The sequence below is a fragment of the Streptomyces sp. NPDC005263 genome (assembly GCF_042872365.1).
Lineage (GTDB): Bacteria > Actinomycetota > Actinomycetes > Streptomycetales > Streptomycetaceae > Streptomyces.
In genome coordinates this window covers 155,058-168,019 of record NZ_JBIAKJ010000001.1, presented here as the reverse complement: position 1 = coordinate 168,019, position 12,962 = coordinate 155,058, and the positions used below count along the sequence as shown (strand labels likewise).

Here is a 12,962-nt window from a genome sequence, read left to right as displayed (position 1 = left end):
CCGCGAATCAGACCTGAAGATCACGATCTACGGCTGGAGTACTAACAACGGCTGACACAATGAGCCGAGTTGTCGGTGAGTGATGAGACAGCAGGCGAGTTTGAGGAACGCTTCATGGATGTCGGCCCTGCGTTCCCATCGGATGCGCAGACGGCGGAAGCCGTGCAGCCAGGCGAAACTCCTCTTTACGACCCAGCGGTAGGTGCCTAGGGCGTGTTGCGAAAGTCCCGTGCCGTGCAGGGTGCCGCGTCTGGCGATCGCGGGCACGATGCCCCGGGCGCGAACCTGGTGACGGTAGATGTCATGGGCGTAGCCCCGGTCAGCAGGACCGCGAGCGGGGTGCCGTGGCTGTCGGTGATCAGATGGGGCTTCGAGCCGGCCCGGCCCCGGTCGACCGGCGAGGGGCCCGTGTGGATCCCCCTTCTAGCGCCCTGACGTGGGAGGAATCGACCACGCACCTTGACCAGTCCAGCCGGGAGGCCACATTCAACTCGGCCAGCAGGACCTCGTGCAGCCGCTGCCACACGCCGGCCTCGTTCCAGTCCCGCAACCGTCGCCAGCACGTCATGCCCGACCCGAAGCCGAGGTTCTGCGGCAGGTCCTCCCACTGGATCCCCATATGCAGCACGTACAAGATCCCGCACAGCACATCCCGGTCCGGCAACGGCCTGCGGCCGGGATACCGGAACCTGCGCTCACGCTGCGGCAGCAGCGGTTCCACGCGGTCCCACAACTCATCCGACACGATCCACGGCGACGTCCCCACACCAGAGCGAACGCTCAACTCCCGCACCAGTCACGGCAGCCAGGAACGACCCACCGCTTTGTGTCAGCCGTTGTTATAGCCCTCTCATCTCCAGCAAGAACACCAACGCACCCGCACCAGCCGCTACCAGCATCAATACGACCAGGCAGCCTAACCAAGATCGAGAAAGTCACTCAGCGCAGAACGCAGCCCCCGAGCACATCGGCCTGGCCCGCAAGCACGTGGACGACGTGCTGGCGCTGCACGACGACTTGGCGGACGGCTGCCGCGGCCTTTCCCTCGTGGCCGCGGCAGCCGGGGACGGGCGGACGTGGTGCGAACAGCAGGCGGAACTGCTGCTCGCCCGCGGTCTCGGCCATCGTCCAGTCGCTGACCCGGCACAGCTCGTCGGAGGCGTTCGTCGCGGGCGACCGACGACTGACCTACGCCCAGGTGCGGGACCTGGTCTCGCAGTACATGGGTGCGCTCAGTCGGCGCGGCGTTGGCCTGGGGGTGGGCGTCACCATGCTCAGCCCGAACATGCCTGAGTCCTGGATTGTCCAGGCTGCGACGTACCTCCTCGGAGGCCGCTTCACGGGACTCCAGGCCCTGGCCTCGGTGCAGGACCACATCGTGGTCTGCGAGGACGCCGAGGCAGCCGTGCTCGTGGTGTCGGCAACTCTCGAGGAGCACGGCCGGCAGGTCCTCGACCAAGTGCAGTTCGGTGATGTCGCTGGCGAGCACCGCGGCGATCCAGTGCGGGGGGGCGATCAAGTATCAAACGGGCCTAACAACGGCTAACACAAAGCGGTGGGTGTTCCTGGCTGCCGTGACTGGTGCGGGATTTGAGCGTTCGGTCTGGTGTGGGGAGGCGCGGATTCACCCGGGTGGCATAGGACAGCGCCGTAGGAGAACCAGACAGGCGTTTCCTCGACGACGGTCGACACCGGATCAGGCACAGCAACCCGAATGACACACCGAACCGGCTCTCGGGAAGCACGGGCTCCCCTTGCCGCATACGTTCACTAACTGATGAGCACGCGGCCCCGCCGTCTTGAGCTTGCGGACTACGCACGCTTCGGCGTGCTGCAGCAAGCATCGCGTGGAAAGAATACGGAAAGCGGGGTAGCGGGTATGACCGACGCAGCCAGACACATTTTTCCGCCGGGGCCGTCCCCTGGTGCCGGTCACCCGAAGGGGTCGGAAGGGCGGGGATTTCGCCGGAGGTCGCACTTTCACGGGGGGAGAGCGTGCGCGGCTGCGCTGCTGACCGTGCTCCTCATCAGTGGGTTCCTCGCTCCCTCGGAAGGCCCAGGCGCCTCCTCCGATAGCGCAAACGGCAACGTGGTGGGTACTCCCACCCCTCTGCGCAACATACCCCAGGACATCTCCACCGTGGCCAACGGCGAATTGATCGTCTACCGCATGCCAGGGATGCAGGGGAAGCAGATCAATGCGACGGCCATGCTGTTCACTCCCAAGAAAGCACCTCCGGCAAAGGGCTGGCCGCTTCTCGTGTGGGGACACGGAACCACCGGATGGGCCCGGCACTGCGCCCCCAGCGTGCAACTGCAGGAGCACGGCACGTGGGCTGACGGCCCGAACTCCTCGCTGCTGGCGTCCGTCCTGACGATGGGCGTCGCCGTCGTCGCGCCGGACTACGAGGGGCTGGTGCCGCCGTCCGCGGGCGTCAGAACGGGTCACGGCTACTACGACCTGTCCAGCGAGGGCTACTCCATGATCTACGCTGCGGTCGCCGCACAGCGATACCTCGGCGGCAGACTGTCCGGGCAGTGGGCCCCGGCGGGATGGTCGGAGGGCGGATTCGCCGCGCTTGCCGCCGCCTACTACTCCGCCTCGGCCACCAAGGCGGATCCCGCCCTGGAGTACCGGGGCACCATCACCCTCGCCCCCGTGCCGGACGTTCCCGCCATGAACAAGATCCTGTGGCAGGACATCAACAACGCCTCTCAGTCCGGGCTCCCCCCGACGGATCACCAGATCAGCCAGCTGGTCTTCGCCAACGCGGAAACCATCTACTTCACGAAGACCGAACGCTACGCGGGCTACGACGTCGACCCGAGGCAGGTCTACGGCCCGAACATGCTCCGGTTCTACCGTCAGGACTGGCAGGCCTGCATCGACGACCTGAACGCCGCCGTCAGGAAGGACATCCAAAGGTATGTCAGCGCCTCTCCGTCCCACCGTCTGAACACCTATCCGGGGGTTCGCGGAAACAGCCCCAACTCGCTTCCGGAGATCAGACGATTCTTCGCACAGAACCAAGGCAAGCTCGAGAGCTCGACCCTGCCGGGCTCGGTCCTGTGGCTGTATGGGACAGATGACATCACCAGCCCGAACTCCGTCACCTACAACGTCGTGAACAAGATGCTGACCAACGGAAACGACATCAATCTCTCGGTCCTGCAAGGGGCAGGCCACTATGACGTCCCCGTCGTCGGCCAGCCGCTGGTCCAGGCCCGCCTCAAACAACTCTTCGCGCTGGGGTGATGACGAGCCGGCCCAGGTTTCGCAGACTCTGCCGACGTGGGGTTACGAACGGGTCACCAGCCCAAAATGACGATGCGCGCGGGCCGGTCTCGCCGGGCAGGCAAGATCACATGTGTCCGCTGAGGGATCCCCTTCAAACGCGAGACCCTGCAAGGGCGAAAGAGCCGACCAACCAAGGGCGAGGCCCGACTCGACGCCTTCAGATGGCTCCACCGCTACAACACCCGCCGCCGACACTCCCGACTCGGACAACGATCACCGATCGCCTTCGAGAACGCCCTCCAACTCACGCCAACTACGCTGACACCAGCCGCAGAACCCGTGTCCAGGACCCGGGGTCAAGGCCCGGCGCAGCCGGTACGCGTATGGGCGAGCATGTCAGGCGGGGCCCCGGAGAGCGTGTTGTGATCGGACCAGGTCACAAAAGAGGAGATGGCTCATGGCCCAGGAACCTGGTGTGAGTAAGAGGGCAAGAGTGAACCAAGTGGTCGCCGGTCTCGTTGACGCAGGGAGCGAGGACACCGTCACGCTCACCGGCTTTGTCACTCCGTCCGCCCGCAAGGGCCACGTGCGCCTGTTCACTGGGCTCAATGACATGTCCAGAAGCATCGAGATCGCCGAGAGCGACATTGTCGCGTCCGTCGAACTGCCGAAATCCGGTCTCGGCGCTGTGGCTCTCTATGTGAAACGGGACGCCGCGCTCCATCATCACGTCGTCGAAACGGCCGAGTCGTGCGCGGACCGCAGGTCGTCGGCCGGTGGATTCAGGACGGTACGGCGGGGCGGGCTCCGAATGAGGGTTCGTCCGCAGACCAATGACGTCTGCACGTGCGAGTACTTCTGCGACGGGACACGCTGCGTCCCCTGCACATCCCAGTGCCTCGCGCAATGACCACGACCACCGTGACGGCCACCGGGACGAGCACCGTAACCACCACCAGGACCGACACCGGAACCACCACCAGGAACAGCATCGCGACCACCACCGGATCCGCGGCGGAGCAGGCCTGGTCCCCGGCACTGACGTACGAAGCTCCCTTTCTCATCGAGAAGCTCATGAAAGACCGCGTCGTCGAGTCCGTTGACGAGGCGGAGGCGCTGTTCCGCGAGGTGAAACGATATCTGGTCATGGTGGCAGCCGACCGTACCGCCGTCTGGGCGATGTACTCACTGAGAGTGGATCAGGTCTGGCACCACTTTATTTTGTTCACGCGCCAGTACATCGACTACTGCCGCCGTAATTTCGGCAAGTATATCCAGCATGCGCCGAGTACCGCTCCGCCAGTCGAGGGTCTGGCCCCACGTCGGCCGTCCACATTTCAGCAGTTCTCGGATACGTACGAGAATCTCTTCGGGGAACCCTTGCCCGACCTCTGGTACGACGAGAAGAGCGTGACCCCGGATCGGCGGATCGTGAATTCGCGCCTCGGCGCCGTCAGCCTGCGCGAGGATGAAGACATGATCGAGTTGCTGAACGGAAAAGGAGAACCGATCTTCGCGGTCGATCGCATCGCAAGATCTGCCCTTGAATTCATCACCCGCACGGGCACCTTCTTCGTCCGGGAATTGCCGGGAGATCTGATGGACGACCAAAAGATCGCCCTGGTTTCCACACTGGTGGAAAACAAGATCCTCGACATTGCCACCTGAGGTCCTCGTGACGGAGCCGCTTGAGGAAACCATCAGAAGTTACGACTCCCATGCCCAGGCGTATGCGCGGCGATTCGCCGCAGCCGAAATGACGAGAGAGCAGGAACTCTTCGCTGTCCGCCTTCCCCGTCGAAGCCGGCCCGTCCTGGACGCGGGCTGCGGAGCCGGACGTGACTTCCGGGGATTCCGCCTCCTGGGTGTCGAGCCGATCGGCGTCGACCTGTCGGCAGGCCTCCTCACCGAAGCGAGGCGGTGCGCGGATGCCTCCCTCATACAGGCCGACATGCTCCGACTGCCGTTTCGTGCCGTCTCGTTCCGTGGAGTCTGGTGCTGCGCCTCACTTATGCATCTGACACCCCCACAAGCAGCCATGGCCCTCCGCGAGTTCCGGCGCACCCTCACCGACGACGGCGTTCTCTTCGTGCTGGTGCGCGAGGGGAACATCCCCGGGAGGAGAGCAACCTCCTGGCGCGACCGAACCGGCCGATGGTTCCACCCCTATGACAGGGAAGCCATGGAGCAGCTGCTGCAATCCGCCGGTTTCACCGTCGTCCATGACGCGGTGCTCTCACGGCCGCATGTCGGCAGGTGGATCGGCCTTCTGGCGGTGGTCTCTCCTGACACCGGCTCCTCCCGGCGCCGAGCCGCCGGGGCAGCCGAAAGCTGAGCGAGCCAGCTGATTGTGTCGGTGGGAGGCAGCAACGCGTGATGGTGAGTTCCGGGAACCCTTGACGGGGCTCAGTCGCAGAAACATCGGCGAGTTTCAGGAGCACCGCACGGCCAGGCGGCCGTCGGGCCAGACCCGTGCTGCGCTCTCGCTCGCGGACTCCCGGAGACCTGAGCGAGGGCGTTCTTGGCCCAAGGGCAGGAGCGGACAGCCCACCAGGACCGAACCTCGAAAATACGATTGCCGACCACCAGGCACGCTGACACGATTGCGGGCGTGATCACTGCTGAGACGCCGGACTGCCTGATCGTGACGGGGATGCCGGGGGCCGGGAAGTCGACGGTGACCAGGCTCGTTGCCGAACGCCTGCCACGCTCCGCCCGGTTGGACGGCGACTTCATCAGCAGGCTGGTCGTCAGCGGTCGCGTCTGGGCTCTTGGCGAGCCTGCCGACGAGGCAGCGCGGCAAGTGGAGCTGTGCAACCGCAATCTGTGCACGCTGGCGAACAACTTTTCCGACGCCGGCTTCACACCCGTGATCGACTGGGTGATCCCCGCCCGCGCGCAACTGGACTTCTTCGTGCCTCTCCTTCCGGCTCGGCAGATCTTGTTCGTCGTTCTCGCACCGGGCATCGAGGTGTGCCAGTGCCGCAACACTCTCCGTGATCCACGGGAGCGGTTCGACTTCGACGGCTATGAAGACCTCGATGCCGGCATGAAGCGCGAGCTCGGCGATGTCGGCTGGTGGTTCGACACAGCGGCCCTCACTCCCGAGGAGACCGCCGATTGCGTCATCCGGGAAGCTCGCCATCGCGCCATGGTGGACTGACGGCAAGCTCCCCGGCTCTGTTCAGGTCGCGGCAGCCTGTTCTGCCTTGGCACGGGACTGGGCCAGGCGGTAGGAGCCGGTGCCGGTCTCGATGATCGTGCCGTTGGAACGTCTTGGCCCAGCCGCCGAAGGCTTCGTTTAAGGCGATGGCGACACTTCTTCTCCTCCCGCGTGCCAGCTGCAAAATCGGGATCCCGACGGCCGTCGCTGGCCGGAGCCCGACGACAACCGCTGGGACGAGAACGATCCGACGGCCTGCCGCGAACATCTGCGCCGACTCTGGAACGACGACACTGACGGCCTCGAGCCGGACGAAGCACTGGCAACACTCCCACTACCGAGGCCGCGCCCCTCCAGGCGGAGATGCCCTTGGCCTGGCGTCCCGAGAGCCGCTCGGACAACCACAGTTGAGTGGCGTATCGCCGTCGTGCCCGGAACCGCGGGGCCGGGTTCCGGGCACCACGGCAGTTAGAGGGCGGTACGTGAGTTGATGTCCGTTTCGGCTTGAGTGCAGCTCGGGTTGAGTGACCGGCCGCGATGGCGTGCTTGATGCACGTAACATGGTGTCTGAGCTGGGGCTTTGGTCATTCACCGGCTGTGCCGGAGCAGTCACTCGAAGCTTCACCTTGCCTGATCGCGGCGCTAGCGTCGCGGGCCCAGGGTTCATGTCTACGCTGGCGGCGTGACGTTGGTGTGGGTGACGGGCAATTCCGGGACTGGTAAGTCCACGGTCTGCGGGGTGTTGCGAGAGCGTGGCTACGTCGCGCTCGACGGCGACGAGGACGGCTTCTGTCGCTGGATCGACCGAGCTAAGGGCGAAGTCGTGATGGATCCTCCGTATCCGGTTCCCGGGGGCTGGCTCGATCGATACGGGTGGGCGATCGTCCGCGAGCGCGTTGAGACGCTCGTCGAGGAGTCTCGTTTCCGAATTGCGTTCTTGTGTGGGTCAGCGGAGAACGAGGCAGACGTCCGCGATCTTTTCGACCTCATCGTGTGCCTGGCGATTGACGACGACACCCTCCGCCACCGGCTCGCGACCCGCACTACGAACGCATTCGGTCAACATCCCGAAGAGCTCGCAGCGGCCCTGAAGTGGAATCCTCGGATGCGAGCGATCTACGAGAGCCATGGCGCGACGATCATCGATGCGTCCAAGCCGGTGACCGACGTGGTGGACAGTGTGATCGACGCAGTTCAGGAGCTGAGAGGCGGTGCGTGAGTTGATGTCCGTTCCACTCCTTCGGGAGGGGCAAGCGGGCTGGCCGCGGTGTCGCCGGGAGGCTACGGCCGTGGCTGGGTGAACAAGCCCTGCTGGGTCTCGACCAGGATTCCCCGGGCGGTCAGCCGCTTGAGTTTCGGGCGGGTGTTGTTGATGCCGCATGAGCAGTTGCGACCGTCTTTCGGCAGTTCTGTGCCCCAATGAAGCACGCGAACCCACGAGTTGGTGGACGAGCACCGCGGGTGTCGGACAACCACACGGCTCGTCGTTCACAGTGACGGGACAAGCCCGCGAGGGAGCGGTCAGGGGCGTCGGTTCGAGGACCTGGGCAGAAGCAGCTTCCGGCCATGTCCGCGGCAGCGAGGACCTGTTCGACAGGGAGCGGCGGGGTAACTGCGTGTCAGAAGGCGGTCGAGAGAGGTTCCAGACGTACCTGGCGGTGCGTGTGGGCGGTAATGGCCTCAGCGGTGACGCCGGGAGTGGTCTCGACCAGTGCGAGGCCGTCGTCGGTGACGTCGAGGACAGGACACCCTCACCGCCCTCGCAACCCGTCTCATGGCCCCGGCGGTCGAGTAGCCTGCACCGGGCATGCCGCCGACCCCGAACGCCTGCCCGGCATCCACGCCGTCAACGTCCTGGCCGACATCGACCAGGACGCCCTGCTCGCCATCGCTGATCTCGCCGGCGCCGGACGACTGCGTGCTCCAGTCACCCGTGTCTTCGGCCTGGAGGAGATCGAGCAGGCTTTCGCCGCCCTGAGCGCCGGATCGGTGGGCAAGCTCGCGGTCTGTGTGTAGCCGCTCCTCGGACTACGGCTGTCGGCGGGCCTCCCAGCCGCGACTCCAGCACAATACGCAGAAGGCGACACGTGGCATTGACCGAGAGTTGGCGAGCCGGACCACGGCAGTGACCACACGGCCGCTGTCGAGTCGAGGAGTTGCCGGACCGCGCGTCGGCCGGTGACCCGGGCGAGCCCAAAGCAGCGACGCTCGCCAGCGGCGGCGGGAGGTTCCTTGCGGCGGGCGTGAGTGATCGCGGCAGGCTGGAACTGTTCCGGTAGACCGCAGGCAGGATCAGTCCGATGCCCTTCTCCCTGGTCGCGTCGCGCTGCGGCGCGACCAGGGAGCGGCGCGGGAGCCGAACGCGGCCTCAGCCCCTGTAGACGATCTCGCCCTGGTCACGCTTGGTCGTGTGCAGCTCCCAGTAGACGGAGGAAACAGCCTCGGGCGTGGCCGCCTTCAGCGTGGGGTCGATCGAGACGCCGCCGAGCGCCACGTCGATGGCGATGTGGGCGGCCTGGATGCCGGTTCCGTCCAGCTCCTTGTGCAGGTTGACCACCCAGTTGCGCAGCGCTGCGGCGGCGGCGTTGACGTTGCCGACCAGCGGCAGCGGGTCGAGAGAGCCGGCGCCGGTGGTGTAGAGCAGGGTGCCGGTGCCGGCCTCGCGCATCGCGGGCAGCACCGCCTTGGTGGCGGCCATGGCCCCGTACAGCTGGACCTCGATCTCGCGCTGGATGTGGGAGGGGTCGCTCTCGGCCGGAGTGGCCAGCACGGTGGATTCCACTGCGAGCGGGGAGTATTCCAGGACGTCGATGCCGCCGAACCTGGCGGCTGCGTCCTTGAGTGCCTGGGTGAGCGCGTCGTGGTCGAGCACGTCGGCGGGGAAGGCGGCGGCGGTGATGCCCTCGGCACTGAGCGTGCCGACGAGGCCGTCGAGCTTCTCACGGTTGCGGGAGATCAGGGCGACGTCGAAACCCTGGGAGCCGAAGGTGCGGGCGATGGCCAGGCCCATACCGGGGCCGGCTCCGACGATGGCGATGCTGGTCACAGCGATCCTTTCGTAAGGCGTGTCAGGGAAGCGGGAACATGGGACAGAGACAACTGGATAGACCTATCCGATTTGAGAACCGGATAGGTCTATCCGGCTCGCTGGAACGAGGCTAGCACTAAAAATGGATAGGCCAATCCGATTGCTAAACTGGCGGGCATGACCCCTGGCTCCCAGCATCCCGAGGACACCGCCGCCCAGCCGCTGCGCAGCGACGCCGAGCGCAACCGGGGGCGGATCATCGCAGCCGCGCGCAGTGTGTTCGCCCGCGACGGCCTGAACGCCTCCATGGCGTCGGTGGCCCGCGAGGCAGGTGTCGGCATCGCCACCATGTTCCGCCGCTTCCCCACCAAGGAAGAGCTGGTCGCCGCCGTCTTCGCCGACCGCATGGACGCCTACGCCGACGCGGTCGCCGTCGCCCTTGAGGACCCCGATCCCTGGCACGGTTTCGTCGGCTACATCGAGACCGCCTGTGCGATGCAGGCCGCCGACTACGGTTTCGCCGACGTGCTGACCACGTCCTTCCCCACCGCCAAGGCCATGGAGGGACGCCGCAACGAGGCACTCGAGGGCATGTTGCGGCTCATCGACCGGGCCAAGGCGGCAGGCCGACTGCGCGAGGACTTCGACTCCTCGGACATCGTGCTGCTCCATATGGCCAACGCCGGTGTCGTCAACGCCACCGGCGGCGCCGCCCCCGATGCCTGGCGGCGCGTCGTCGCCCTGTTCATCCAGTCCCTCGAAGCTCCGGCCCGCGGCCCCCTGCCCCCGTCGCCCCCGCACGACGACCTCCACAAGGCCATGCTCCGTGCCAGTCCGGCCGAACTCACCACACCGGAACCGGACACGGCCGGCTGACCCCGGGCCGCTTCCGCCGTGCCTGCGTCAAGCGCGGCGGCAGCATGCCCGGAGGGGCGGCCAAGGCGGCATGTCGCGCAGGACGCGGCGCACGCAGATCCGCGGTCCGCGGAGCCCGGCGAGGGCGAGGGGTCTCCATGCAGGTGTGCATCGCGCGCCAACAGCGTTGCCGCTGTGGGCGATCCGCCAGAGGAGGACGGCGACGGCGGTGGCGCAGACTGGCTTGATCGTCAGCATGAACTTCATGCCCATGCTCCGCCGGAGGACGAAGCGGAGGGGGAGGGGGACCTGCCCATGGCGCCCATGCCTGGCGCAGCTCGGTGAAGACGCCGTCCGGGGTGCCGGTGATGTGCCGTCGAGCCAGCCGTCGAGGACCACCATCCACTCCTCGTCGTACGACAACGAGCGGTGGCGGAGCCACGTCGCGGGCCCACCACCTATGTGCTCGTGCACGGTACCCACAGCGCCGGCGTGTTCTGGATGCCGATCGCGCGGGCGCTGACGCTGCGCCGTCACCGCGTCGTGATGGTGGATCAGCCGTGGCACGGCACGGAAGCATTCGTCCCGGAGTCGTACCAGCGGCAGGACCTCAAAGCGATGGCAGTCGAGCCATCCCCACTGAGGGGCCTCGGGCTGGACGACTACGAGGCGCGCGTCACGGGCATCGTGCGGCGCGCGGCGCGGAACGGCCCGGTGGTGCTGGTCGGGCACAGCCTGGGTGGCGTATCGGTCAGCCGTGTCGGCAACGCCGTCGCGCGCGGCGTAGGCGCACCTTGTTCGACCCGGTTGCGGCGCAGGCGATCGGGTCGCGACCCGGTCGTCCGTCCGGCTTACCACCGGGCGAGGAGCGGCTTCAGGGCGACTTCCGTACCGCTTGTCCGGGCCGCCGGTCCTGCCATCCCGCGTCACCGTGTAGCCGCCAGCGATTTACCCACTTGCTGGCGCATGCGCGGGAGATGCCCATCTCAGCGGCGACGTGGGCGATGGGACGGGTCTGGTACCGCTTCACGAGCCGCCTACGGCTCTCGACGCTCAGGGGGCATTCGCCGTGGGGCACTCGTCGTCCTCTCGAAGTCAGACAACGGCAGGCGCGACACCTATCGTGCGCGCCTGCCGTTGTGGCCTTTCAGCCCCGCGGTGCCACGCGGATCCGGTTCCCGTCAGGATCGGCTGCGAGGAAGGTCAGCCCGAACCCCGCATCGTGAGGCTCGTGCAGGATCGTGACGCCCTTGGACTGCCACTGCTTGAAGATCGCGTTGAGCTCGTCGGGTCCACCGTTGATGGCCAGGCAAACCTCACTGGTACGCGGGACGTCAGGTGACAGATCCTCGAACTGGTCAGACCACACAGCGAGGTCAGCGCCTGGCCCGAGGTCGAAGGTGATGTATCCCGAAGTCTCGAACGACGGCCTCATGCCGAGGAGGTCGCCGTAGAAACGGGCTGCGGCGGGAGCGTCGTTCACATAGACGATGGACACGACGGAGGTGGTCATGGTTGTTCCTTCTCGCAGGTCGTAGGTACGCATCCACCAGCCTGACCGGGATATGCGCCGCATCGTGTCGCAATTCCTGAAAAACTTGGTGTGTGACCCCAGACCGCTTCTTCTCTCTGATGCTGCTCCTCGCATCAAGGGATGCCGTGACCACACAGGAACTTGCCTCGGCGCTCGGGGTGTCCCTTCGAACCATCACCCGGGACCTGAACTGGCTCCGCGACGCCGGTCTGCCGGTGACCGCACAACGGGGCCGCCTCGGAGGCGTGACCATGCTGCCCGGGTCCGGGCTCGACGTCACGCGACTCACGCCGGGCGAGCGTGATCATCTGTCGCTCACGGGGCTGGACGAGAAGCAACTTGCGGAGCTCAACGCATCCGTCGAAAGTCGGCGCGCGCTCTCCAAGATCGGCGCTACACAGTCACGTCGAGCTCATGAGCTCCTGCCGCTCACCGACGTGGTGCACGTGGACAGCCGGCCGTGGCTCCAGGCACATACTTCCGGCACGACTCCGGCTTCGCTGATCGGCCCAGTGCGGCGAGGTCGCCGGCTCCGGATCGAGTACGACAGCCCACGCGAGTCATGCCCACGCGGCCTGGTCGTGGATCCTTACGGGCTGCTCGCCAAGGCCGGTATCTGGTACCTCGTCGCCGACTGTGCCCGAGTGCCACGGATGTACCGACTCGAACGGATCACGACGTGGAAAGAAGTCGACCAGCCACGACGGATCCGCGAGAACCAGACCCTGGCCACCGTCGCCGCAGCGCTCGTTGATCAGTGGGAACACAACCATGCGATAGAGGTCAGCGTCACCATCGACCAGACCCAGATCGAGCGAGCACGACGGATTTTTGGCCAACGACTCGTCCGGGACGACCATGAGGAATCCGCCACCGGCCACAAGGCGACGATCCGCTTCCTGCATCTGGAGGACGTGCGAGCACTACTGCCGTTCGGGGGCGCCATCACTGTGCACGGCCCTACCGAAGTCAGGGCTCACCTCCGTGACCTCGCCACCGACCTTGCCCACCACTATGCGCCGTCACCAGCGTCCTGACCCGCAACGGCCGATCTTGGTCCGGTGGAGGGGCAGGGCGGTTTCAAGTTCCGGCATCGCGTAGATCGTCGGCGTCGTCCGCGGGTGGGGCTGAGCTGGGGCATTGA

At 66.2% G+C, this 12,962-nt stretch carries 14 protein-coding genes and 3 pseudogenes; 12 read left to right on the top strand and 5 right to left on the bottom strand.

Annotation, left to right across the window (positions count from 1 at the left end; translation table 11 throughout):
- Positions 1–27: 27 nt before the first annotated feature.
- Both ACFYRY_RS00805 and ACFYRY_RS00800 read right to left on the bottom strand, forming a co-directional pair.
- Positions 28–766: pseudogene (locus tag ACFYRY_RS00805) on the bottom strand (IS5 family transposase).
- Between the two features lie 173 nt (positions 767–939).
- On the bottom strand, positions 940–1,125 hold the full coding sequence (locus ACFYRY_RS00800) for a hypothetical protein (protein WP_389141132.1): 186 nt from the start codon (positions 1,123–1,125) through the stop codon (positions 940–942).
- On the opposite strand from ACFYRY_RS00800, the gene ACFYRY_RS00795 reads away from it, so the two are divergent.
- From ACFYRY_RS00795 to ACFYRY_RS00765, 7 genes and pseudogenes are all read left to right on the top strand, one after another.
- Positions 1,124–1,546, top strand: coding sequence for an AMP-binding protein (locus ACFYRY_RS00795; RefSeq protein WP_389140994.1), 423 nt, complete (start codon positions 1,124–1,126; stop codon positions 1,544–1,546). The two genes, ACFYRY_RS00800 and ACFYRY_RS00795, sit on opposite strands and share 2 nt — an antisense overlap.
- Before the next feature lie 546 nt (positions 1,547–2,092).
- A complete protein-coding gene (locus ACFYRY_RS00790; RefSeq protein ID WP_389138658.1) occupies positions 2,093–3,256 on the top strand; it encodes a hypothetical protein in 1,164 nt (387 codons plus the stop codon).
- A gap of 135 nt (positions 3,257–3,391) precedes the next feature.
- Positions 3,392–3,529, top strand: a pseudogene (locus ACFYRY_RS00785) (integrase core domain-containing protein); the annotation flags it as partial.
- A 166-nt stretch (positions 3,530–3,695) separates the two neighbouring features.
- Entirely contained in the window at positions 3,696–4,148 is a 453-nt protein-coding gene (locus ACFYRY_RS00780; RefSeq protein ID WP_389138656.1) for a hypothetical protein, read from the top strand.
- On the top strand, positions 4,145–4,906 hold the full coding sequence (locus ACFYRY_RS00775; protein ID WP_389138655.1) for a glycine-rich domain-containing protein: 762 nt from the start codon (positions 4,145–4,147) through the stop codon (positions 4,904–4,906). Before ACFYRY_RS00780 ends, ACFYRY_RS00775 begins: the two co-directional genes overlap by 4 nt.
- A 7-nt stretch (positions 4,907–4,913) precedes the next feature.
- Entirely contained in the window at positions 4,914–5,573 is a 660-nt protein-coding gene (locus ACFYRY_RS00770; RefSeq protein WP_389138653.1) for a class I SAM-dependent DNA methyltransferase, read from the top strand.
- A 276-nt stretch (positions 5,574–5,849) separates the two neighbouring features.
- Positions 5,850–6,401: an adenylyl-sulfate kinase gene (locus ACFYRY_RS00765; RefSeq protein ID WP_389138651.1), complete on the top strand. Its 552-nt coding sequence runs from the start codon at positions 5,850–5,852 to the stop codon at positions 6,399–6,401.
- Between the two features lie 21 nt (positions 6,402–6,422).
- Here the strand turns inward: ACFYRY_RS00765 and ACFYRY_RS00760 are convergent.
- Positions 6,423–6,573, bottom strand: a pseudogene (locus ACFYRY_RS00760) (AAA family ATPase); the annotation flags it as partial.
- A gap of 510 nt (positions 6,574–7,083) precedes the next feature.
- Between ACFYRY_RS00760 and ACFYRY_RS00755 the strand changes: the two are divergent.
- Both ACFYRY_RS00755 and ACFYRY_RS00750 read left to right on the top strand, forming a co-directional pair.
- Positions 7,084–7,620 carry an AAA family ATPase gene (locus ACFYRY_RS00755; protein ID WP_389138650.1) on the top strand — a complete coding sequence of 179 codons (537 nt, stop codon included), beginning with the start codon at positions 7,084–7,086 and terminating at the stop codon, positions 7,618–7,620.
- Positions 7,621–8,129: 509 nt separating this feature from the next.
- Entirely contained in the window at positions 8,130–8,417 is a 288-nt protein-coding gene (locus ACFYRY_RS00750; protein ID WP_389138649.1) for a zinc-binding dehydrogenase, read from the top strand.
- A gap of 352 nt (positions 8,418–8,769) precedes the next feature.
- On the opposite strand, the gene ACFYRY_RS00745 is transcribed toward ACFYRY_RS00750, so the two are convergent.
- Positions 8,770–9,447 carry an SDR family NAD(P)-dependent oxidoreductase gene (locus ACFYRY_RS00745; protein WP_389138647.1) on the bottom strand — a complete coding sequence of 226 codons (678 nt, stop codon included), beginning with the start codon at positions 9,445–9,447 and terminating at the stop codon, positions 8,770–8,772.
- 159 nt (positions 9,448–9,606) lie between these two features.
- On the opposite strand from ACFYRY_RS00745, the gene ACFYRY_RS00740 reads away from it, so the two are divergent.
- The gene (locus ACFYRY_RS00740; RefSeq protein ID WP_389138646.1) at positions 9,607–10,305 is read left to right on the top strand and encodes a TetR/AcrR family transcriptional regulator; all 699 of its coding nucleotides are present in this window, start codon (positions 9,607–9,609) and stop codon (positions 10,303–10,305) included.
- A gap of 408 nt (positions 10,306–10,713) precedes the next feature.
- Complete coding sequence (locus ACFYRY_RS00735) at positions 10,714–11,529, top strand: alpha/beta fold hydrolase (protein WP_389138644.1); 816 nt, start codon at positions 10,714–10,716, stop codon at positions 11,527–11,529.
- On the opposite strand, the gene ACFYRY_RS00730 is transcribed toward ACFYRY_RS00735, so the two are convergent.
- On the bottom strand, positions 11,432–11,797 hold the full coding sequence (locus tag ACFYRY_RS00730) for a VOC family protein (protein ID WP_389138642.1): 366 nt from the start codon (positions 11,795–11,797) through the stop codon (positions 11,432–11,434). The two genes, ACFYRY_RS00735 and ACFYRY_RS00730, sit on opposite strands and share 98 nt — an antisense overlap.
- A 92-nt stretch (positions 11,798–11,889) precedes the next feature.
- Here ACFYRY_RS00730 and ACFYRY_RS00725 point away from each other — a divergent pair, with 92 nt between their 5' ends.
- Positions 11,890–12,855: a helix-turn-helix transcriptional regulator gene (locus tag ACFYRY_RS00725; protein WP_389138641.1), complete on the top strand. Its 966-nt coding sequence runs from the start codon at positions 11,890–11,892 to the stop codon at positions 12,853–12,855.
- The last annotated feature ends 107 nt before the right edge of the window (positions 12,856–12,962 follow it).